The sequence below is a fragment of the Streptomyces krungchingensis genome, assembly GCF_054729265.1.
Genome location: NZ_JBPUKY010000001.1, coordinates 2906942 through 2929519 on the forward strand (window position 1 = coordinate 2906942; position 22578 = coordinate 2929519).

The following is a 22578-nucleotide window of genomic DNA, read 5'->3' on the forward strand; positions in this document are numbered from 1 at the left end:
CGACCGCGGAAGCCTCCGGGGCGTCCGCCCCGGTCGTCCCGGCGCGGGCCACCGCGTCCACGGTCGTCTCGGCCACGGTCGTCGCGACGGAAGCCACCGCGGTCGTCGCCGCGGCGGTCGTCACGCCGGTCGTCACGCCGGTCGTCCCTGCGGTCGTCGCGGCGGTAGGCCGGGCGCTCGTCACGCCGGTCGTCGCGACGGAAGTCGCCACCACGGCTGTCGTCACGGCGGAAGCCACCGCGGTCACCGCTGTCACGACGGTCGTCGCGGCGGTAGGCCGGGCGCTCGTCACGCCGGTCGTCGCGACGGAAGTCGCCACCACGGCTGTCGTCGCGACGGAAGCCACCGCGGTCACCGCGGTCACCGCTGTCCCGGCGGTCGTCACGGCGGCCGTAGCCGCCACGGTCGTCGTCGCGGCGCGGGCCACCGGGCCGGTCGTCACGGCGGTACGCCGGACGGTCCCCGTCCCTGCGGAAACCACGGTCACGGTCGTCCCGACGGAAGCCACCGCGATCTCCGCGGTCTCCGCTGTCACGACGGTCGTCGCGACGGAAGCCACCGCGGTCGTCGCCGCGGCGGTCGTCCCTGCGGTCGTCGCGCCGGTCGTCGCGGCGGTGGGCCGGGCGCTCGTCACGCCGGTCGTCGCGACGGAAGTCGCCACCACGGCTGTCGTCGCGACGGAAGCCACCGCGGTCACCGCGGTCACCGCTGTCCCGGCGGTCGTCACGGCGGCCGTAGCCGCCACGGTCGTCGTCGCGGCGCGGACCACCGGGCCGGTCGTCACGGCGGTACGCCGGACGGTCCCCGTCCCTGCGGAAACCACGGTCACGGTCCCGGTCGTCGCGGCGAGGCGCACCGGGCCGGTCGTCACGACGGTACGGCGGGCGTCCGCCGCGGTCGCCGTCGCGACGGTCGTCACGCCGGTCGTCGCGACGGAAGCCACCGCTGTCACGGCTGTCCTCGCGACGGTATCCGCCGCGGTCGTCGCCTCGACGGTCATCGCGTCGGTCATCGCGCCGGCCGTAGCCGCCACGGTCGTTGTCGCGGCGCGGGCCGCCACGGTAGCCGCCGCGGTCACCACTGTCCCGGCGGCGCTGGTCGCGCTCCGGACGCTCATCGGGAGAGTTGGGGGACATGGTGACTCCTGTCTTCGGTACCGCAAGTCATTCTCGCGCAGTCGGGTACCCGGCGCGCTTCGGAAAAACAAAAAAGGACCTCTGGTCCCAGCGAGTCGCTGGGACCAGAGGTCCTCCAAAAATTGTTCGGCGGCGTCCTACTCTCCCACAGGGTCCCCCCTGCAGTACCATCGGCGCTGAAAGGCTTAGCTTCCGGGTTCGGAATGTAACCGGGCGTTTCCCTCACGCTATGACCACCGAAACCCTTTCAGACACCCTGCGAAAAACAGGGTCTTGAACGGGCAGCGAACTAGCACACTTTTCAATTGATCAAGTGGAACTGTTCAGCCAGCACAACCGTTCGTTGTCTGGGAACAACACAGTGGACGCGAGCAACTGAGGACAAGCCCTCGGCCTATTAGTACCAGTCACCTCCACGCCTTACGGCGCTTCCAGATCTGGCCTATCAACCCAGTCGTCTACTGGGAGCCTTACCCCATCAAGTGGGTGGGAGTCCTCATCTCGAAGCAGGCTTCCCGCTTAGATGCTTTCAGCGGTTATCCCTCCCGAACGTAGCCAACCAGCCATGCCCTTGGCAGGACAACTGGCACACCAGAGGTTCGTCCGTCCCGGTCCTCTCGTACTAGGGACAGCCCTTCTCAAGACTCCTACGCGCACAGCGGATAGGGACCGAACTGTCTCACGACGTTCTAAACCCAGCTCGCGTACCGCTTTAATGGGCGAACAGCCCAACCCTTGGGACCGACTCCAGCCCCAGGATGCGACGAGCCGACATCGAGGTGCCAAACCATCCCGTCGATATGGACTCTTGGGGAAGATCAGCCTGTTATCCCCGGGGTACCTTTTATCCGTTGAGCGACGGCGCTTCCACAAGCCACCGCCGGATCACTAGTCCCGACTTTCGTCCCTGCTCGACCCGTCGGTCTCACAGTCAAGCTCCCTTGTGCACTTACACTCAACACCTGATTGCCAACCAGGCTGAGGGAACCTTTGGGCGCCTCCGTTACCCTTTGGGAGGCAACCGCCCCAGTTAAACTACCCATCAGACACTGTCCCTGATCCGGATCACGGACCCAGGTTAGACATCCAGCACGACCAGAGTGGTATTTCAACGACGACTCCACAACAGCTGGCGCTGCCGCTTCAAAGTCTCCCACCTATCCTACACAAGCCGAACCGAACACCAATATCAAACTGTAGTAAAGGTCCCGGGGTCTTTCCGTCCTGCTGCGCGAAACGAGCATCTTTACTCGTAGTGCAATTTCACCGGGCCTATGGTTGAGACAGTCGAGAAGTCGTTACGCCATTCGTGCAGGTCGGAACTTACCCGACAAGGAATTTCGCTACCTTAGGATGGTTATAGTTACCACCGCCGTTTACTGGCGCTTAAGTTCTCAGCTTCGCCACCCCGAAGAGTGACTAACCGGTCCCCTTAACGTTCCAGCACCGGGCAGGCGTCAGTCCGTATACATCGCCTTACGGCTTCGCACGGACCTGTGTTTTTAGTAAACAGTCGCTTCTCGCTGGTCTCTGCGGCCACACCCAGCTCAGAGTGCAAGACTCATCACCAGACATGGCCCCCCTTCTCCCGAAGTTACGGGGGCATTTTGCCGAGTTCCTTAACCATAGTTCACCCGAACGCCTCGGTATTCTCTACCTGACCACCTGAGTCGGTTTAGGGTACGGGCCGCCATGAAACTCGCTAGAGGCTTTTCTCGACAGCATAGGATCATCCACTTCACCACAATCGGCTCGGCATCAGGTCTCAGCCACAAGTGCGACGGATTTACCTATCGCACGGCCTACACCCTTACCCCGGGACAACCACCGCCCGGGATGGACTACCTTCCTGCGTCACCCCATCACTCACCTACTACAGATCTGGTCCGTCGGCTCCACCACTCCCCTTTGCCCGAAGGCTCCGGGGCGGCTTCACGGACTTAGCATCGCCTGGTTCGATGTTTGACGCTTCACAGCGGGTACCGGAATATCAACCGGTTATCCATCGACTACGCCTGTCGGCCTCGCCTTAGGTCCCGACTTACCCTGGGCAGATCAGCTTGACCCAGGAACCCTTAGTCAATCGGCGCACACGTTTCTCACGTGTGTATCGCTACTCATGCCTGCATTCTCACTCGTGAACCGTCCACCACTGCCTTCCGGCGCGGCTTCACCCGGCACACGACGCTCCCCTACCCATCACAGCGGGCGTTGGCCCTCTTGCTGCAATGACACGACTTCGGCGGTACGCTTGAGCCCCGCTACATTGTCGGCGCGGAATCACTAGACCAGTGAGCTATTACGCACTCTTTCAAGGGTGGCTGCTTCTAAGCCAACCTCCTGGTTGTCTGTGCGACTCCACATCCTTTCCCACTTAGCGTACGCTTAGGGGCCTTAGTCGATGCTCTGGGCTGTTTCCCTCTCGACCATGGAGCTTATCCCCCACAGTCTCACTGCCGCGCTCTCACTTACCGGCATTCGGAGTTTGGCTAAGGTCAGTAACCCGGTAGGGCCCATCGCCTATCCAGTGCTCTACCTCCGGCAAGAAACACACGACGCTGCACCTAAATGCATTTCGGGGAGAACCAGCTATCACGGAGTTTGATTGGCCTTTCACCCCTAACCACAGGTCATCCCCCAGGTTTTCAACCCTGGTGGGTTCGGTCCTCCACGACCTCTTACAGCCGCTTCAACCTGCCCATGGCTAGATCACTCCGCTTCGGGTCTTGAGCGCGCTACTAAATCGCCCTATTCGGACTCGCTTTCGCTACGGCTTCCCCACACGGGTTAACCTCGCAACACACCGCAAACTCGCAGGCTCATTCTTCAAAAGGCACGCAGTCACGAGATGGAAGCAAGCTTCCATCCGACGCTCCCACGGCTTGTAGGCACACGGTTTCAGGTACTATTTCACTCCGCTCCCGCGGTACTTTTCACCATTCCCTCACGGTACTATCCGCTATCGGTCACCAGGGAATATTTAGGCTTAGCGGGTGGTCCCGCCAGATTCACACGGGATTTCTCGGGCCCCGTGCTACTTGGGTGTCTCTCAAACGAGCCGCTGACGTTTCGACTACGGGGGTCTTACCCTCTACGCCGGACCTTTCGCATGTCCTTCGCCTACATCAACGGTTTCTGACTCGTCCTGTCGCCGGCAGACGACAGAAGAGAGATCCCACAACCCCCCAAGCGCAACCCCTGCCGGGTCTCACACGCTTGAGGTTTGGCCTCATCCGGTTTCGCTCGCCACTACTCCCGGAATCACGGTTGTTTTCTCTTCCTGCGGGTACTGAGATGTTTCACTTCCCCGCGTTCCCTCCACACTGCCTATGTGTTCAGCAGCGGGTGACAGCCCATGACGACTGCCGGGTTTCCCCATTCGGAAACCCCCGGATCAAAGCCTGGTTGACGACTCCCCGGGGACTATCGTGGCCTCCCACGTCCTTCATCGGTTCCTGGTGCCAAGGCATCCACCGTGCGCCCTTAAAAACTTGGCCACAGATGCTCGCGTCCACTGTGCAGTTCTCAAACAACGACCAACCACCCATCACCCCACTGGAAACCAGTGAGTGCACTGGGGCCGGCACTGAAGGTAGCCATACGGCCGTACCCTCAGACACCCAACAACGTGCCCGGCCGGAACCGTCCGGAGATCATGCTTTCCACGCTCCTAAGAGCAGTACTTGCAAGCCTCCGACCCGAGAAACCGGCCGAATAATCAACGTTCCACCCATGAGCAACCAGCATCGGACGTTCGCCGATGTACTGGCCTCTGACCTCGTCCCGAAGGACTCGGTAAGAAGTGCTCCTTAGAAAGGAGGTGATCCAGCCGCACCTTCCGGTACGGCTACCTTGTTACGACTTCGTCCCAATCGCCAGTCCCACCTTCGACAGCTCCCTCCCACAAGGGGTTGGGCCACCGGCTTCGGGTGTTACCGACTTTCGTGACGTGACGGGCGGTGTGTACAAGGCCCGGGAACGTATTCACCGCAGCAATGCTGATCTGCGATTACTAGCAACTCCGACTTCATGGGGTCGAGTTGCAGACCCCAATCCGAACTGAGACAGGCTTTTTGAGATTCGCTCCGCCTCGCGGCTTCGCAGCTCTTTGTACCTGCCATTGTAGCACGTGTGCAGCCCAAGACATAAGGGGCATGATGACTTGACGTCGTCCCCACCTTCCTCCGAGTTGACCCCGGCAGTCTCCTGTGAGTCCCCATCACCCCGAAGGGCATGCTGGCAACACAGAACAAGGGTTGCGCTCGTTGCGGGACTTAACCCAACATCTCACGACACGAGCTGACGACAGCCATGCACCACCTGTACACCGACCACAAGGGGGACCCTGTCTCCAGGGTTTTCCGGCGTATGTCAAGCCTTGGTAAGGTTCTTCGCGTTGCGTCGAATTAAGCCACATGCTCCGCTGCTTGTGCGGGCCCCCGTCAATTCCTTTGAGTTTTAGCCTTGCGGCCGTACTCCCCAGGCGGGGCACTTAATGCGTTAGCTGCGGCACCGACGACGTGGAATGTCGCCAACACCTAGTGCCCACCGTTTACGGCGTGGACTACCAGGGTATCTAATCCTGTTCGCTCCCCACGCTTTCGCTCCTCAGCGTCAGTAATGGCCCAGAGATCCGCCTTCGCCACCGGTGTTCCTCCTGATATCTGCGCATTTCACCGCTACACCAGGAATTCCGATCTCCCCTACCACACTCTAGCCTGCCCGTATCGACTGCAGACCCGGGGTTAAGCCCCGGGCTTTCACAACCGACGCGACAAGCCGCCTACGAGCTCTTTACGCCCAATAATTCCGGACAACGCTTGCGCCCTACGTATTACCGCGGCTGCTGGCACGTAGTTAGCCGGCGCTTCTTCTGCAGGTACCGTCACTTTCGCTTCTTCCCTGCTGAAAGAGGTTTACAACCCGAAGGCCGTCATCCCTCACGCGGCGTCGCTGCATCAGGCTTTCGCCCATTGTGCAATATTCCCCACTGCTGCCTCCCGTAGGAGTCTGGGCCGTGTCTCAGTCCCAGTGTGGCCGGTCGCCCTCTCAGGCCGGCTACCCGTCGTCGCCTTGGTGAGCCACTACCTCACCAACAAGCTGATAGGCCGCGGGCTCATCCTTCACCGCCGGAGCTTTCCACCCGCCGAGATGCCTCGGCAGGTCGTATCCGGTATTAGACCCCGTTTCCAGGGCTTGTCCCAGAGTGAAGGGCAGATTGCCCACGTGTTACTCACCCGTTCGCCACTAATCCACCCCGAAGGGCTTCATCGTTCGACTTGCATGTGTTAAGCACGCCGCCAGCGTTCGTCCTGAGCCAGGATCAAACTCTCCGTGAATGTTTACCGGTAATCCGGTCGAACACCACGAGAGCGGAACCAAGGAGAGGAATGATCCCCTCGGTTCACAGCGTCCTCGCTGTGCGCCTGCCAGGCAGTGCCCGGCAGGACTTTTTCAAAGGAACCTCGCCCCAGCCGAATGAGCTGGAGACGGGGTATCAACATATCTGGCGTTGATTTTTGGCACGCTGTTGAGTTCTCAAGGAACGGACGCTTCCTTTGTACTCACCCGAGAGACTCTCTCAGGCTTTCCTCCGGGCAGTTTCCCTTCGGTCTTGCGTTTCCGACTCTATCAGATCTTTCCGATCCGATTTCCTCGGCGCTTTCCAGGTTCCCGCTTTCGCGTTTCCCTTTCCGGCGGTTCCGACTCTATCAGACTCTTTCGTGTCCGATTCCCTGTCGACGGGGGTTTGTCTTCGGGCCTTGGAGGGCTTTCGCCCCGCGGCCTTTCGACATTCACTACGTTAACCGATTCCCGCGTCCACTCATAATCGAGTTGCGCGAGTTCGAATTCGGGCATGCGGGCACGCCGAATTCGCCCCCGCTGAGGGGAAGTCGTAGGTAGTGGGTTGGCCACTTCCGGCTGCTGGCTGAACGCCGTACCCGGTTCAAGCGGCTCGGGCTACATTACGGATCCCCCAGGGACGCGTCAAGTTGAGCGCCGACGGGGCGTATGGGCCCGATAAGGGCTCACCGTAGGGTCGTTGGCGATCCAGAAGCGCCAGGGGTGGACGCCGCCGTCGCCGGACACTCCGGTGCGCGGACCGTTCCGTACCTGGTCGGAGTGGACGGGCGTGCCCACGCGCAGGGTCAGCGGGGAGCCTTCGGGGCCGCAGGCGTCGGTGCCGTCGAGCGCGCGGTCGACCCCGAGGGCCGTGGCGAGGCGCGCCGGTCCTTTGGCCAGTTCCTTGTCATTGCGGGCCGAGATTCGACGTTTGCGAGCCAGGTCGACGCCCTCGGTGATCTCGCCGGCCCGGAGCAGGACGGCGCTGGGCCTGTCACCGGGACCGCACACCAGGTTCATGCAGAACCACATGCCGTAGGTGAAGTAGACGTACACATGGCCGGGCGGACCGAACATCACTCCGTTGCGGGCCGTGCGGCCGCGATAGGCGTGTGAGCCGGGGTCGTTCGGGCCGTCGTACGCCTCCACCTCCGTGATGCGGAGCTCGATCGGACCGTCCGGGGTGGAGCGCACGAGGATGCGCCCCAGGAGGTCGGGGGCGACGTCCAGTACGGGGCGGTCGAAGAAGTCACGCGTGAGAGGCGTACGGTCAGGGGCCACGATCATGGCGTACGAGCGTAGTCCAGGAACCGGGGCGGGAGCCGGGAGCGGTCCTGGGCCGGTACGGGCGGATGCTCGCCGACGGGGTGGTCAGGTGCTCTCCTCCTTGGAAAAGTGTGGGCACGGAACCGGCCGCGGCTGGATCGCGTTTGTAGGGATCAAGGAATCCAGACGGACATCAGGACGGAACAGGCGTTGCCTGGGGAGGTAGTGACATGGGGTTCAAGCGACTGCTCGCGAGCATGGGTGCCGGTGGCGCTTCGGTCGAGACGGTACTGACGGAGGCCAACACCGTCCCGGGCGGCGTCGTCCAGGGCGAGGTGCGGATCCAGGGCGGGTCGGTGAACCAGTCCATCGAGGGCCTGTCCGTCGGTCTGCAGGCCCGGGTCGAGGTCGAGGGCCACGACGACCAGGAGCACAAGCAGGACATCGTCTTCACGAAGGTGCGCCTCGGCGGTGCCTTCGAGCTCCAGGCCGGCGCGGTGCACGCGGTGCCGTTCGGTCTGGAGATCCCGTGGGAGACGCCGGTCACCATGATCGACGGTCAGAGCCTGCGGGGCATGAACATCGGTGTGGTCACGGAGCTGGAGATCGCGCGCGCCATCGACTCGGGTGACCTGGACCCGATCAACGTGCACCCGCTGCCGGCGCAGAAGGCGATCCTGGACGCGTTCATCCAGCTGGGCTTCCGCTTCAAGAGCGCGGACATGGAGCGCGGTCACATCCGGGGGACCCGGCAGAAGCTGCCGTTCTACCAGGAGGTCGAGTTCTACCCGCCGTCGCAGTACCGCGGTCTGAACCAGGTGGAGTTGAGCTTCGTCGCGGACGAGCACGCGATGGACGTCGTGCTGGAGATGGACAAGAAGCCGGGCCTCTTCAGCGAGGGCAGCGACTCGTTCCGCTCCTTCCAGGTGGGGCTGCACGACTACCAGAGCACGGACTGGGCGGCCTACCTGAACCAGTGGCTGTCGGAGGTCGGCAGCAAGCGCAGCTGGTTCTAGGCTCGGGTCGGGAGATTCCGTTTCCGGAACCGCCCGGCAATCGACCAGGAACCGATCAGGAGGTACCGACGTGACCGAGCTCAAGCGGCCGCCACTCCCCCACGACTTCCATCCGCCCGTGCCGGCGTTCACGGTCACGAGCGAGGACGTCGAGCAGGGTGCGACGCTCAAGGACGCTCAGGTCTACGCGGCGGGGAACACCTCTCCGCAGCTGCGCTGGGAGGGTTTCCCGCCGGAGACCAAGAGTTTCGCCGTGACCTGCTACGACCCGGACGCGCCGACGGGGAGCGGATTCTGGCACTGGGTCCTGTTCGACATCCCGGTGTCGGTCACCGAGCTGCCCACAGGCGCGGGCACCGGCAAGTTCGAGGGCCTGCCCGAGGGCGCGGTGCACGTGCGCAACGACTACGGCTCGAAGGACTTCGGCGGTGCGGCGCCGCCGTCCGGGGACCCGGCTCACCGGTATGTGTTCACGGTCTACGCCGTCGATCAGGAGAAGCTCGGTCCTGACTCGGACGTGTCGCCCGCCGTGGTGGGCTTCAATCTGCGGTTCCACACGCTGGGGCGCGCCCAGCTGATCGGTGAGTACGCCGCTCCCGCGTGAGGCACCTCGCGGTGTCGAAGACTGACGTTCATTGAACGTTTGCCCGCCTCTGGTCTTGGAAGTGATCAGGGGCGGGCATTTTTTATTGCGTTGTCCATCTCGGCGTGCCCGGCCAGAGTTGATCCAGCCCGCCAGGGGGTGGGCCGGTGCGCACAGGAGGTGGGCTGGATGCGGGACACGCTGGTACTGAACGCGAGCTTTGAGCCGCTGTCGACGGTGACGTTGAACCGAGCCGTCGTTCTGGTGCTCCAGGACAAGGCCGTCGTCGAGCAGGCCCACCCCGAGCTGCGCATGCGCGGAGCCGACCTGGACATACCCGTGCCCCGGGTGATCAGGCTCTGCCGCTACGTCCGGGTGCCCTTCCGAAGACAAGCCCCGTGGTCGAGGCGGGGTGTGCTGGTGCGGGACCGGCACAGGTGCGCGTACTGCGGGCACCGGGCGACGACCGTGGACCACGTGGTCCCGCGGGCGCAGGGTGGTCAGGACTCGTGGCTGAACACGGTCGCCTCGTGTGCGGTGGACAATCACCGCAAGGCGGACCGTACGCCGGAGCAGGCGGGGATGCCGCTGCTGCGGCAGCCGTTCGAGCCGACGCCCGCGGACGCGATGCTGCTGGCGCTCGGGCAGGACGACTTCGACGCACTGCCTCAGTGGCTGGTGCAGCCGGCCGCCTGATCCGCGCGGCTCGGCCCATGACCGGTACGGCGACGGGGCCCACCTCCACGAGGGAGGTGGGCCCCGTCGCCGTATGCGGAGAGGTCAGTCGGTGATCGACGGCTTCTCGCGGCGCTCCGTGCCGCCGCCGGAGCCGCCCGGCGTGCCGCCGTTGCCCGAACCGCCGCCCATGGCGCCGAAGTTGCCCATGGCGCCGCTGAGTCCCTTGAGGGCGTCGCCGATCTCGCTGGGCACGATCCAGAGCTTGTTGGCGTCGCCTTCGGCGATCTTCGGGAGCATCTGGAGGTACTGGTAGGAGAGGAGCTTCTGGTCCGGGTCTCCGGCGTGGATCGCCTCGAAGACCGTACGGACGGCCTGGGCCTCGCCCTCGGCGCGCAGTGCGGCGGCCTTGGCCTCACCTTCGGCGCGCAGGATGGCGGACTGCTTCTCACCTTCCGCGGTGAGGATCTGGGACTGCCGGATGCCTTCGGCGGTGAGGATCGCGGCGCGCTTGTCACGGTCGGCGCGCATCTGCTTCTCCATCGAGTCCTGGATGGAGGTGGGCGGCTCGATGGCCTTGAGCTCGACGCGGTTGACGCGGATGCCCCACTTGCCGGTGGCCTCGTCGAGGACGCCGCGCAGGGCCGCGTTGATCTCCTCGCGGGAGGTCAGTGTGCGCTCCAGGTCCATGCCGCCGATGATGTTGCGCAGCGTGGTGACGGTGAGCTGCTCGATCGCCTGGATGTAGCTCGCGACCTCGTACGTCGCGGCCCGGGCGTCGGTGACCTGGTAGTAGATGACGGTGTCGATGTTGACGACCAGGTTGTCCTGGGTGATCACCGGCTGCGGGGGGAACGGCACGACCTGTTCGCGCAGGTCGATGCGGTTGCGGATGGAGTCGATGAACGGGACGACGATGTTCAGGCCGGCGTTCAGTGTGCGTGTGTAGCGGCCGAAGCGCTCGACGATGGCGGCGCTCGCCTGTGGGATGACCTGGATGGTCTTGATCAGGGCGATGAAGACCAGCACCACCAGAATGATCAGGACGATGATGATCGGTTCCATCGTTGCTCCCCGTACCCTTCTCCGCCTCGGTGATTCCGAAAGATCTTATGGTTGTTGAAGATCTTGCTGGACGAGTCTGACAGACCGCCGTCTGCCACGTGGGGCGTTCGGTTCACTTGCGTCGTACGAGGTCACATGATGATCGCGGTAGCTCCTTCGATGTCCACGACGTCCACTTCCTGACCTACCTCGTAGGACTGTCCGGCGTCGAGGGCACGTGCGGACCAGATCTCCCCGGCGAGCTTGATCCTGCCGCCGTCGGAGCCGTCGATCCGCTCCATGACGACGGCCTGTCTCCCCTTCAATGCTTCCACGCCCGTGGCCAGTTGAGGCTGCTGGGCGCGGTGCCGGGCCGCGATGGGCCGCACCACGGCGATCAGGGCGACCGAGACGACGGAGAAGACGAGGACCTGGAGGACGACACCGCCGCCGAGGCCGGACGTCGCCGCGGCGGCGACGGCGCCCACGGCGAGCATGCCGAACTCCGGCATCGCGGTCACGACGAGCGGGATGCCGAGTCCGGCCGCGGCGACCAGCCACCACACCCATGCGTTGATGTCGTTCACACGGTCATGGTAGGACCGCGTGCCCTCGGCGGACAGGGCGCACGATCAACCGGGACGCGCGGCCCGTGGGGCGCGTCCGGGCGGTCGGGTGCTCGGGCGGCCGGGTGCTCGGGCGGTCGGGTGCTCGGGCGGTCGGGTGGCCGGGTCGGGCGCTCAGGCCATCGGGAGGCCCTGCGCCGTCCAGCGCTCGCCGACCTGCTCGACGACGAGCGGGAGTCCGAAGCAGAGCGAGAGGTTGCGCGAGGTGAGTTCGAGCTCCAGCGGGCCGGCGGCGAGGACCTTGCCCTGACGGATCATCAGGACGTGGGTGAAGCCGGGCGCGATCTCCTCGACGTGATGGGTGACCATGATCATGGAGGGGGCGATCGGGTCGCGGGCGAGGCGGCCGAGGCGGCGTACGAGGTCCTCACGCCCGCCCAGGTCGAGACCCGCGGCGGGCTCGTCGAGCAGCAGCAGCTCGGGGTCGGTCATCAGGGCGCGGGCGATCAGGGTGCGCTTGCGCTCGCCCTCGGAGAGCGTGCCGAACCTGCGGTCCAGGTAGTCGCTCATGCCGAGCCGGTCGAGGAAGGCGCGGGCGCGCTGCTCGTCGACGTCCTCGTAGTCCTCGTGCCAGCCGGCGGTCATGCCGTAGGCGGCGGTCAGCACGGTCTGCAGGACGGTCTGGCGCTTGGGGAGCTTCTCCGCCATGGCGATGCCGGCCACGCCGATGCGCGGGCGCAGTTCGAAGACGTCGACCTTCCCGAGGGTCTCGCCGAGGATGGTGGCGGTGCCCTGGCTGGGGAAGAGGTAGCTGGAGGCGACGTTCAGGAGGGTCGTCTTCCCGGCGCCGTTGGGGCCGAGGATGACCCAGCGCTCGCCCTCCTTGACCGACCAGGAGACCTGGTCCACCAGAGCCCGGCCCTCGCGGACCACGGACACGTCCTCCAGCTCCAGTACATCGCTCATGAGCGCGTTGTCTCCCATTGCAGTCTCGGCCGTCGCTGACGTCTGTCGACGCAGCCCCCAGGCAAACCTACGCCACCGGTCGGCCGCTCCAATCCATCGGTCGGTCCTTAGGGTGGAGGCATGCTCTCGGAACCACGCTCAGGACGACTGGCCGCATGGGGAAATGCCCTTTTGGCCGGACTTGTTTCACCGGACGACGCGGTGCTCGCCGTCGTCGGGGAGGACGCCGTGCACCGGGTCGAGGGGCTGCCCGGCGAGTCCGGGCCCGTGGGCCTGACGCTCGCCCTCGGACGGCTCCGCGCGCTCGGCGTGACGGGACTGCGGGTCGCGCTGCCGGCGCCGGGTCATCCGCTCGGTCTGAGCGGTCCGCCGGAGTTCAACGCGCGCGCCCTCGACGCCGAGGAGGCCGTCGTCTGTCACGGCGCGGCGCTCGGGCTCGTGCCCGAGGTTTATGAGGCCGGGCCCGAAGGCGATGTGCACGTCGAGGTCCTCTGGCACTGTCTCGCCGTGCGGGAGGCGCCGCCCGCCGACGTACCGTCCCTCGGCGAGGCGGAGCGGGAGCTGGCGGAGGCACTGCGCGAGGCGACCGAGGTGTTGTCGCGCCTGGACGTGGCCGGATCGGGGCCGGTCGCGGAGGCGGCGATCGACGCGTACCGCGCGCGTGCCGAGCGTGGTCGCGAGGTGCTCGCTCCCGGTTATCCGCCGCGCGCCGTGCGCGTACTGGAGCTGGCCCAGCGGGTGGGGCTGCTGATCTCCGTCGCCCATGAGAACGGCCACGGCGGAGCGGTGAGCGCCTCGGAGATCGGCGCACGCTCCCTCGCGCTGCGCCCCGTGGAGCGGACGGCCCGACGGGCGCAGGTGGCCGCGTACAACGCCTTCGTGGAGGAGCGGGAGCGGGGGGCTCGGTGAGCGTCCTGGCGGCGGAACAGGGGGCCTGCCCACCGGGGTGAGCGGGGGACGTCAGGGGGCTCGGTGAGCGGGACCGAGCCCGAGCAGTGCGGGGGCGGTGAGCGGGACCGAGCACGAGGTGCCGGGGGCCGGCAGCGGGCCCGAGCCCGAGCTGAGCAGGACCGAGCTGGAGCACTGCGGGGACGGTGAGCGGGACCGAGGTGCCGGGGCCGACGGCGGGCCGGGGGCTGTGCGAGGTCCGGGCGGACTGGGGGCCGGGCGGACCTGGCTGCGCAGGGCACGGCCCGGGATCCCGAGTCGCGCCCCCGCGCGAAGGCGACCTGTCGCCCCGCGGCGGCGCTCATGGCGTACGGGGCAGGGGCCCGTGCCGCGCGGGAGCCCTCACGGCGCGAAGGAGCCTGAGCTCGACCGGGGCGTTCACGGCGCGTGGAACACGAGCCCGTGCCGCCCGGGAGCCCTCACGGCGCGCGGGACGCCGGAGCGCTCACCGCGCGCGGGACAGGAGCGTGCGCGGCGCCTGAGCACCGGCGCTCACGGCCCACGAGACCCCGGGCCGACGCTCCCGGCCCGCCGGGCGGGCGCTCCCGGGTACGCGAAGGGCCCCGCGCGTTTCCGGCGCGGGGCCCTTGGCGACCGTACGGATCAGTCGTTGACGGCCTGGTTGCCGAAGGCCGGGTTCAGGAGACCGATGACGTTCACGCTGTCGCCGGACACGTTCACGGGGACGTGGACCGGGACCTGCACGGTGTTGCCCGAGGCGACGCCCGGGGACTGCGCGGCAGCGCCTTCGGCGCCGGAGTCGGCGACGGCGGCACCGGCCGAGGCACCCGCGGCGATCCCGGCGATGGTGAGGGCCAGGGCTGCCTTCTTGGCGATCTTCATAAAAAACGTTCCTCCTGCGTTCGCTTATCCGACCCGGCCGAGGGTCGTACGCTGAGCAACGCGAGGAGGCCCGACGCGGCACGGGATGCCGCGACGAAAGGCCCGATCGGGCCAGTCATCTGATCGGTCGACAACCTGACCGGCCTCCCAGGAACCCCTGGAAGGCCGGTGGTCACGAACGGTCCGGCGCGGGCCTCAGTGGTTGATGCCGAGGTTGCCGAAGGCCGGGTTCAGGGCGCCGATGACGTTCACCGTGTTGCCGACCGCGTTCACCGGGACGTGCACCGGGACCTGGACGAGGTTGCCCGAGACGACACCCGGGGAGCCCGCGGCCTTGCCGCCCGCCCACGCGCCGTCGGTGGCGGAGGCCATGCCGGCTCCCGCGGCGACCAGGCCGCCGGCCACCATCGCGACTGCCGTGGCCTTCTTCAGGTTCTTCACTTCTTCAACCCCTCCTGGCGATCACCGCGGCAGGTCGCCGCGGCACGCACTGGAGAACGGCCGAGATCCACGGAGGATGCGCCATTCGGGGGACATACACACGACGGTATGAATCTCATCCCGGAGCGGAACCCTCCGAATTGCCGGCCGCCGACCGTCCAGGGAGGTGCGCCATGAGCGCCCTCTCCCTGGTGATCGGCACCGGCCTCAGCCCCCGACGCCGTGCCGCACGGCCCAGAGCGCGGCCTGGGTCCGGTCGGCGACGTCGAGTTTCATCAGGATGTTCGAGACATGGGTCTTCACCGTCTTCTCGGACAGGACGAGGGCGCGGGCGATCTCCCGGTTGGAGCGGCCGTCCGCGATCAGGCCGAGCACCTCACGCTCCCGCTCGGTGAGCGAACCGCCCCTCCCCTGGGTTGAGTTGGCCTCGTCCTGGGACAACAGGGCGCCCGCGACCTCCGGTTGCAGCAGGATGTGTCCGGCGTGCACCGAACGGATGGCGCCGGCCAGGGCGTCCGGGTCCACGTCCTTGTACACATAGCCGGCGGCTCCGGCGCGCAGCGCGGGCACGACCGTGCGCTGCTCGGTGAAGCTGGTGACGATCAGCACCCGTGCCGGGTTGGCGAGTTCGCGGAGCCGGCGCAGCGCGTCGATGCCGTCCATGCCGGGCATCTTGACGTCCATGAGGACGACGTCGGGTTTCAACTCCTCGGCGCGCTCGACCCCTTCGGCGCCGTCGGAGGCCTCTCCCACGACCTCGATGTCGTCCTGTACTTCGAGGAAGGTGCGCAGACCGCGGCGGACCACTTGGTGGTCGTCGACGAGCAGCACCTTGATTGCGTCAGCCACCAGGGACCTCCATCTCGATCGTGGTGCCCTTTCCGGGCGCCGATTCCACGGTGAGGTTGCCGCCGACCCCGCTCGCCCGGTCGCGCATCGACACCAGTCCGAGGTGGCGGCCGGCGCTGCGTATCGCGGCGGGTTCGAAACCGCTGCCGTCGTCCGTGACGCGCAGGACGGCCCCCGGGCCGTGCTTCTCCAGGGTGACGTCGACCCGGGCGGCGCCGGAGTGCCGCAGCGCGTTGTGCAGGGCCTCCTGGGCGACGCGCAGCAGGGCCTCCTCCTGGGCCGCGGGCAGTGCCCGGACCCCGCGGCTGGAGAAGGCGACCCGCGCCGAGTGGGCGCGGTCGAGGACCTGGATCTGATTGCGCAGGGTGGCGACCAGGCCGTCCTCGTCGAGCGCGGTGGGGCGCAACTCGACGACGGCGGCGCGCAGTTCGTCCGCCGCCTCCGCGGCGAGCGCGGCCACCTGCTGGAGTTCGCCCTTGGCGCGGGACGGGTCGCGGTCGACGAGTGCGGCCGCCGCCTGCGCGGTGAGGCGCAGGGAGAACAGCTTCTGGCTGACCGCGTCGTGCAGTTCATGGGCGAGCCGGGACCGCTCCTCGGCGATGGTGAGCTCGCGGCTGCGCTCGTACAGGCGGGCGTTGGTCAGGGCGATCGCCGCGTGCTGGGCGAGGATCGTGAGCAGTTCCTCGTCGTCCTCGGTGAATCCGCAGCCGCCGCCCGCCCGGGGCGCCGGGACGTCCTGTCCGCGGCCCGCGGAGGGGCGCACCTTGTTGGCGAGGAACAGTGCGCCGATGACCTCGTCCCCGTCGCGGATGGGCAGGCCCAGGAAGTCGGACATGTTCGGGTGGGCGGAGGGCCAGCCCTCGAAGCGGGGGTCCTTGCGCACGTCGGCGAGGCGTTCCGGGCGGGCCTCGTGGAGCATGGCGGCGAGGATGCCGTGCTGGCGCGGGAGCGGGCCGATGGCCTTCCACTGCGCGTCGCTGACGCCGTCGACGACGAACTGGGCGAAGCCGCCGTGGTCGTCGGGCACGCCGAGCGCCGCGTACTGCGCGTCGAGCAGCTCACGGGCCGAGGCGACGATCGTCTTGAGGACGTCGCGCACCTCGAGGTGCCTGCTCATGGCCAGCAGCGCGGAGCTCACCGCGGACAGGCCGGAACGGGGTCCTTGGCTCATGACCTCAAGGTACCGGCGGGGTGTGACGGCGCGTATCGGACCTGTGGTGGCCCCTGCCTAGGCCGGTGGGCCTAGGACGAAGGAACCCGGATCATTGCGGCCCGCGCACGAGGCGCCGGGGTGGGCCCGGTTCCTACCTTGAAGACACCCGCCGGGAGAGGCGGTCAAGGGATGAGGGGACGGTTGTCATGCCGGTAGCGATCATCACGGGGGCTTCGAAGGGGCTGGGGCGGGCGCTCGGTGCGGCCCTGGCGGAGCGCGGCTGGGACCTGGTGCTCGACGCCAGGACGGCCGGTGTTCTGGAGGAGACCGCGGTGGCACTGTCCGCGTACGGGACCCGTGTCGAGGCTCTGCCCGGGGACGTCACGGACGCGGGACACCGTGCGGAGCTGGTGGCGGCGGCCCGCAAGCTCGGGGGTGTCGACCTGCTGGTGAACAACGCGAGCGCGCTCGGCGCCGAGCCGCTGGTGCGCTTGGAGGACCTGACGCTGGACGGGCTGCGGCAGGCGCTGGAGGTCAATGTGGTGGCCGCGCTGGGCCTGGTCCAGGAGGCGCTGCCGCTGCTCCGGGCCGCGGAGGCGGGCACGGTCGTCGACATCAGCTCGGACGCCGCCGCCGAGGCGTACGAGACGTGGGGCGGCTACGGCGCGTCCAAGGCGGCGCTCGATCATCTGTCGGCGGTCCTCGGCGAGGAGGAGCCCGGTCTTCGGGTCTGGGCCGTCGACCCCGGGGACATGGGTACGGACCTGTACGCGGCGGCCGTACCGGAGGACGACGATCCACGGCCGGCACCGGACAGCGTGGTTCCTGCCTTTCTGCGACTGATCGACGAACGGCCGGCGAGTGGGCGCTACTCCGCTCCGGCCCTCCTGGAGGAGCGATGACGACGGCGGTGCAGGTTCCGGAGGAGTTGTCTGCCCGGGTGCCGGCCGAGCAGCGCGGTCCCGGCCTGGACCGGGACTCGGTGCGGCTGCTGGTGTCGCGCGGTACAGAGGTGTCGCATCACGAGTTCGTGGAGCTGCCCCGGGAGCTGAAGGCGGGTGACCTGCTCGTGGTCAACACCTCCGCCACCCTGGCGGCGGCGGTGGACGGGCGGGTGGGGGACGCGCGGGTGGTCGTCCACTTCTCCACGCGAGGGGACGACGGGCGGTGGGCCGTCGAGCTGCGCGATCCCGACGGTGCTGGTACTACGCGCGCGCGGGCGGGCGGGCCTGCGGGTACAGAGGTGTGTCTGCCCGGGGACGTACGGCTCGTCCTGGAGGAGCCGCTGACCTCGCGGAGCCCGCGGCTGTGGTGGGGGCGGGTGTCGGAGGCCGACGTCCTGGGACTGCTGCGGCGGCACGGGCGGCCCATCCGTTACTCGTACACGGACAGGGACCAGCCGCTGTCCGTGTACCAGACGGTGTTCGCGCTGCCGTCCACCGACGGCGCGGGCAGTGCGGAGATGCCGAGCGCGGCGCGGCCCTTCACCTCTCGGCTGGTGGCGGAGCTGGTGAGCCGGGGCGTGCAGTTCGCGCCGATCACGCTGCACACGGGTGTGGCGTCGGCGGAGTCCCATGAGCCGCCGTATCCGGAGAGGTACGAGGTGCCGGAGGCGTCGGCCCGGCTGATCAACGCGGCGAAGGCCGGCGGGGGCCGGATCATCGCGATCGGCACGACCGCGGTGCGTGCCGTCGAGTCCGCGACCGGCACCGACGGGGTGGTGCGGGCGGCGAAGGGCTGGACCGATCTGGTGGTGACCCCGGAGCGCGGGGTGCGGGTCGTCGACGGGCTGCTGACCGGGCTGCACGAGCCCGAGGCCTCGCATCTTCTGATGCTGGAGGCGATCGCGGGCCGCCCCGCGCTCGACAGCAGCTACGACCAGGCGCTGCGCGGGCGCTACCTCTGGCACGAGTTCGGGGACGTCCACCTCATCCTCCCCGAGGAGAGCCCTCGCTCTCGGCATTGCTCCGGCAACTGTTGGTGACATCGGGGAGGGACCGGTGTGAGCCCGCACATAGGGCGCACATCACGTACGAGGGAGCATAGGAGATAAACAGGACGCGGCGACCGGGGCAGACGTATCAGTCTGCCCCGATTTGCCCGTTACGGCTCCACTACCCGGCTTCGTACGTCACACCTTTGCCATGGGATTTTGCGGCCGCTAAGAATTGCCTCCGTCGCTCAGCACCGAGGGTTTCGTCCCACGGTGTTCGTTCCGGAAACGATTTGTCCCCCACCGGGCCCCGAGCGACCTCCGCGCTATTCGAAGAGGTCCATCAGCCATGCCCAAGAACAACACCACTCCTGGACATAGTCCGAAGCTGACCCAGGTCCGCAAGCTCTCGATCGCAGGTGTCGCCACCCTCGGCGCCGCTGCCCTCGCGTTCTCGCTGGCACCGGGTCACTCGGGGACCACCGCGACCGACGCCGCCGTCGCCGCGGCCCCGGTCGCCTACAGCGAGACCCAGATCAAGGACGTCAAGGCCCGCATCACCGACCAGCTGGCCGTCAAGGACCTGAAGACCCAGGACATCGCCGCGAAGCAGAAGGCCGTCGCCGACGCCGCCTCGAAGAAGGCCGCCGCCGACAAGGCCGAGTCCCTCGCGAGGCAGCAGGTCGCGGAATCCCGTGTGACGACGCTGGCCGCGGGCCGCTCCGCGCCGATCCACGTCCAGACGGTCGCCGCGACGACCTACTCCAACAACCTCGACGGCTGGATCCGCAAGTCCCTGTCGATCATGGCCAAGCACGGCATCCCGGGCACCTACAACGGCCTGTACCGCAACATCATGCGGGAGTCCTCGGGCAACCCGAACGCCATCAACGGCTGGGACATCAACGCGATCAACGGCATCCCGTCGAAGGGTCTGCTGCAGGTCATCCAGCCGACCTTCAACGCGTACCACGTGCCCGGCACCTCGTGGAACATCTACGACCCGGTCGCCAACATCACCGCCGCCGCCAACTACGCGGCCGACAAGTACGGCTCGATGGACAACGTCAACAGCGCCTACTGAGGGCTTGGCGCGGAGCTCCCACGCAGACGCCGAAGGGCGGCACCCCGGTCGGGGTGCCGCCCTTCGCCCGTGCCGGCCGGTCCGCACGACTGCGGGCGGCCGGTCCGCGCGACTACTTGCGCATGACCTCGGGCTCGTGGCGGCGCAGGAAGCGGGCCACGAAGAAGCCGCAGAGCACGCCGAGGACGATCAGGGCGACCATGTCCAGGGTCCAGGCCCCGGCCGTGTGGTCCCACAGCGGGTCCGTGCTGCTCGGGTCGTCCTGGTTCGGGAAGATGTTGTTGAAGTCCAGCGTGGTACCGGAGGCGGCGACAGCCCAGCGGGCCGGCATCAGGTACGAGAACTGATTGACGCCGGGCGTGCCGTTCAGGATGAACAGACAGCCGGTGAAGACGACCTGGACGATCGCGAACATCACCAGCAGCGGCATGGTCTTCTCGGCGGTCTTCACCAGCGAGGAGATCACCAGGCCGAACATCATCGACGCGAAGCCGAGAGCCATGATCGGGATGGTGAGCTCGACCTTGGGCAGGCTCGTCAGGATCAGGCCCTCGTCCGGGACCGTGCGGCTGCCGAAGCCGATGGCGCCGATCAAGGCACCCTGCAGCATGGTGATCACGCCGAGGACGATGACCTTCGACATGAGATACGCGGAACGTGACAGACCCGTCGCGCGCTCCCGCTCGTAGATCACCCGCTCCTTGATCAGCTCGCGGACGGAGTTGGCGGCGCCGGCGAAGCACGCGCCGACCGCGAGGATGAGGAGCACCGTCGTGGCCGTGCCGTTGGCGACGTGGAAGCCCCCCTTCGTGATGATCGGGTTGACCAGCAGCGTCTTGTCCGAGTCGATGAGCAGGCTCACCGCGCCCAGCACCGCCGGCAGGATCACCGTCAGCGCCAGGAAGCCCTTGTCGGAGGCGATCACCGAGACATAGCGGCGGATCAGGGTCATCAGCTGGGAGCCCCAGCTCTGCGGCTTCGGCGGCTTCATCGCCTGCGGCGGCGGCATCTGCGTCGACTGCGGCGCGACCGCGTCGATGTCCGCGGCGTACATCTGGTAGTGCTGCGAGCCCTTCCAGCGGCCCGCCCAGTCGTAGTCGCGGTAGTTCTCGAAGGCGGAGAACACATCGGCCCAGGTGTCGTAGCCGAAGAAGTTCAGCGCCTCCTCCGGCGGGCCGAAGTAGGCCACGGAGCCGCCGGGCGCCATGACGAGGAGCTTGTCGCAGATCGCGAGCTCGGCCACGGAGTGCGTGACGACGAGGACCGTACGGCCGTCGTCGGCGAGGCCGCGCAGCAGCTGCATGACGTCGCGGTCCATGCCCGGGTCGAGGCCGGAGGTCGGCTCGTCCAGGAAGATCAGCGACGGCTTGGTGAGCAGCTCCAGGGCCACCGAGACACGCTTGCGCTGGCCACCGGAGAGGGAGGTGACCTTCTTCTCCTTGTGGATGTCCAGCTTCAGCTCGCGCAGCACCTCGTCGATGCGGGCCTCGCGCTCCTCGGCCGTGGTGTCGGCGGGGAAGCGCAGCTTGGCCGCGTACTTGAGGGCCTTCTTGACGGTCAGTTCCTTGTGCAGGATGTCGTCCTGCGGGACCAGACCGATGCGCTGCCGCAGCTCGGCGAACTGCTTGTACAGGTTCCGGTTGTCGTAGAGGACGTCGCCCTGGTTGGCGGGGCGGTAGCCGGTGAGCGCCTTCAGCAGCGTCGACTTGCCGGAACCGGACGGGCCGATGACCGCGATGAGCGACTTCTCCGGCACGCCGAAGGAGACGTCCTTGAGGATCTGCTTGCCGCCGTCGACCGTCACGGTCAGGTGGCGGGCCGAGAAGGAGACCTCACCGGTGTCGACGAACTCCTCGAGGCGGTCGCCGACGAGGCGGAACGTCGAGTGGCCGACGCCGACGATGTCGTTCGGGCCGAGCAGCGCCGAACCGCCCTTGGCGATCGGCATACCGTTGACGTACGTGCCGTTGTGCGAGCCGAGGTCACGGATCTCGAAGCGGCCGTCGGGCGTCGCGTGGAACTCGGCGTGGTGGCGCGAGACCTGGAGGTCGGAGACGACCAGTTCGTTCTCCAGCGCACGGCCGATGCGCATCACGCGGCCGAGCGAGAACTGGTGGAAGGTCGTCGGGCTGCGGTCGCCGTAGACCGGCGGCGCCCCCGCGGCTCCACCGGGTCCCTGCTGCTGCGGCACGCTCGGTGCCGACTGCTGCGGCTGCTGCCAGCTCTGGTCGGGCGCCTGCTGCTGCGGCTGCTGAGCCCAGCCGGGGCTCGCGCCCTGCGCGGCGTACGGCTGCTGCTGGGGCTGCGCGACCGAGGCGGCGGCACCCGACACGTTCAGGCGCGGCCCGTCGGTCGCGTTGCCGAGGTGCACGGCCGAGCCCGGGCCGATCTCCATCTGGTGGATCCGCTGGCCCTGCACGAACGTGCCGTTGGTGCTGCCATGGTCCTCGATGACCCAACTGCGGCCGCCCCAGCTGATCGTGGCGTGACGCCAGGACACCCTGGCGTCGTCGAGCACGATGTCCCCCTGCGGATCGCGTCCGAGGGTGTGTGGCCTGGACGCATCGAGCGTCCAGGTCCGTCCATTCAATTCCAGTACGAGTTCCGGCACTCCATGCCCCACTGAGTTGTCCCCCGAGTTACCCCCATCACAGGGAGTCTAGGGATGTCGAACATCGTGGGGAACTATTTCAGTAGGAGCCCCCTGACCGAAAGTCGGGCCTTGTGAAGGA

At 67.3% G+C, this 22578-nt stretch carries 16 protein-coding genes and 3 rRNA genes; 7 read left to right on the top strand and 12 right to left on the bottom strand.

Annotated elements, in window-relative coordinates; translation table 11 throughout:
- Positions 1-1260 precede the first annotated feature (1260 nt).
- The 4 genes from rrf to ACSYGO_RS12990 form a co-directional block, all read right to left on the bottom strand.
- A 5S ribosomal RNA gene (rrf, locus tag ACSYGO_RS12975) occupies positions 1261-1377 on the bottom strand.
- Positions 1378-1513: 136 nt separating this feature from the next.
- Positions 1514-4633, bottom strand: a 23S ribosomal RNA gene (locus ACSYGO_RS12980).
- A 316-nt stretch (positions 4634-4949) separates the two neighbouring features.
- Positions 4950-6475, bottom strand: a 16S ribosomal RNA gene (locus tag ACSYGO_RS12985).
- Together the 16S, 23S and 5S rRNA genes form the textbook arrangement of a ribosomal RNA operon.
- A gap of 649 nt (positions 6476-7124) precedes the next feature.
- Positions 7125-7766, bottom strand: a complete 642-nt coding sequence (locus ACSYGO_RS12990; RefSeq protein ID WP_432177175.1) for a DNA-3-methyladenine glycosylase — start codon at positions 7764-7766, stop codon at positions 7125-7127.
- A 209-nt stretch (positions 7767-7975) separates the two neighbouring features.
- Between ACSYGO_RS12990 and ACSYGO_RS12995 the strand changes: the two genes are divergently transcribed.
- From ACSYGO_RS12995 to ACSYGO_RS13005, 3 genes are all read left to right on the top strand, one after another.
- Positions 7976-8761, top strand: coding sequence for a sporulation protein (locus tag ACSYGO_RS12995; RefSeq protein ID WP_426676210.1), 786 nt, complete (start codon positions 7976-7978; stop codon positions 8759-8761).
- Positions 8762-8831: 70 nt separating this feature from the next.
- Positions 8832-9365 carry a YbhB/YbcL family Raf kinase inhibitor-like protein gene (locus ACSYGO_RS13000; RefSeq protein ID WP_028803267.1) on the top strand — a complete coding sequence of 178 codons (534 nt, stop codon included), beginning with the start codon at positions 8832-8834 and terminating at the stop codon, positions 9363-9365.
- 168 nt (positions 9366-9533) lie between these two features.
- Complete coding sequence (locus ACSYGO_RS13005) at positions 9534-10040, top strand: HNH endonuclease (protein WP_095933357.1); 507 nt, start codon at positions 9534-9536, stop codon at positions 10038-10040.
- An 84-nt stretch (positions 10041-10124) separates the two neighbouring features.
- Here the strand turns inward: ACSYGO_RS13005 and ACSYGO_RS13010 are convergent, their stop codons facing one another.
- The 3 genes from ACSYGO_RS13010 to ACSYGO_RS13020 all read right to left on the bottom strand — a co-directional run bounded on the left by ACSYGO_RS13010 (position 10125) and on the right by ACSYGO_RS13020 (position 12595).
- A complete protein-coding gene (locus ACSYGO_RS13010) occupies positions 10125-11084 on the bottom strand; it encodes an SPFH domain-containing protein (protein WP_028803269.1) in 960 nt (319 codons plus the stop codon).
- A 131-nt stretch (positions 11085-11215) separates the two neighbouring features.
- A complete protein-coding gene (locus ACSYGO_RS13015; RefSeq protein WP_426676209.1) occupies positions 11216-11650 on the bottom strand; it encodes an NfeD family protein in 435 nt (144 codons plus the stop codon).
- Between the two features lie 153 nt (positions 11651-11803).
- Positions 11804-12595 carry an ABC transporter ATP-binding protein gene (locus ACSYGO_RS13020; RefSeq protein ID WP_095933425.1) on the bottom strand — a complete coding sequence of 264 codons (792 nt, stop codon included), beginning with the start codon at positions 12593-12595 and terminating at the stop codon, positions 11804-11806.
- 120 nt (positions 12596-12715) lie between these two features.
- Here ACSYGO_RS13020 and ACSYGO_RS13025 point away from each other — a divergent pair, with 120 nt between their 5' ends.
- Positions 12716-13504, top strand: coding sequence for a hypothetical protein (locus tag ACSYGO_RS13025; RefSeq protein ID WP_426676208.1), 789 nt, complete (start codon positions 12716-12718; stop codon positions 13502-13504).
- Between the two features lie 642 nt (positions 13505-14146).
- Here the strand turns inward: ACSYGO_RS13025 and ACSYGO_RS13030 are convergent.
- From ACSYGO_RS13030 to ACSYGO_RS13045, 4 genes are all read right to left on the bottom strand, one after another.
- On the bottom strand, positions 14147-14386 hold the full coding sequence (locus ACSYGO_RS13030; protein ID WP_095933360.1) for a chaplin: 240 nt from the start codon (positions 14384-14386) through the stop codon (positions 14147-14149).
- A 195-nt stretch (positions 14387-14581) separates the two neighbouring features.
- Positions 14582-14827, bottom strand: coding sequence for a chaplin (locus ACSYGO_RS13035; RefSeq protein ID WP_095933361.1), 246 nt, complete (start codon positions 14825-14827; stop codon positions 14582-14584).
- A 207-nt stretch (positions 14828-15034) separates the two neighbouring features.
- Positions 15035-15676, bottom strand: coding sequence for a response regulator (locus tag ACSYGO_RS13040; RefSeq protein ID WP_426676207.1), 642 nt, complete (start codon positions 15674-15676; stop codon positions 15035-15037).
- Positions 15669-16847, bottom strand: coding sequence for a GAF domain-containing sensor histidine kinase (locus ACSYGO_RS13045; protein ID WP_432177172.1), 1179 nt, complete (start codon positions 16845-16847; stop codon positions 15669-15671). The genes ACSYGO_RS13040 and ACSYGO_RS13045 overlap by 8 nt, the downstream gene beginning before the upstream one ends.
- 188 nt (positions 16848-17035) lie before the next feature.
- Between ACSYGO_RS13045 and ACSYGO_RS13050 the strand changes: the two genes are divergently transcribed.
- From ACSYGO_RS13050 to ACSYGO_RS13060, 3 genes are all read left to right on the top strand, one after another.
- Positions 17036-17731 carry an SDR family NAD(P)-dependent oxidoreductase gene (locus ACSYGO_RS13050; protein WP_095933364.1) on the top strand — a complete coding sequence of 232 codons (696 nt, stop codon included), beginning with the start codon at positions 17036-17038 and terminating at the stop codon, positions 17729-17731.
- Entirely contained in the window at positions 17728-18813 is a 1086-nt protein-coding gene (locus ACSYGO_RS13055) for an S-adenosylmethionine:tRNA ribosyltransferase-isomerase (protein WP_426676204.1), read from the top strand. The genes ACSYGO_RS13050 and ACSYGO_RS13055 overlap by 4 nt, the downstream gene beginning before the upstream one ends.
- 298 nt (positions 18814-19111) lie before the next feature.
- Complete coding sequence (locus ACSYGO_RS13060; RefSeq protein WP_432176938.1) at positions 19112-19846, top strand: transglycosylase SLT domain-containing protein; 735 nt, start codon at positions 19112-19114, stop codon at positions 19844-19846.
- Positions 19847-19958: 112 nt separating this feature from the next.
- Here ACSYGO_RS13060 and ACSYGO_RS13065 read toward each other — a convergent pair whose 3' ends face one another.
- The gene (locus tag ACSYGO_RS13065) at positions 19959-22457 is read right to left on the bottom strand and encodes an ABC transporter ATP-binding protein/permease (RefSeq protein ID WP_426676202.1); all 2499 of its coding nucleotides are present in this window, start codon (positions 22455-22457) and stop codon (positions 19959-19961) included.
- Positions 22458-22578: the final 121 nt, after the last annotated feature.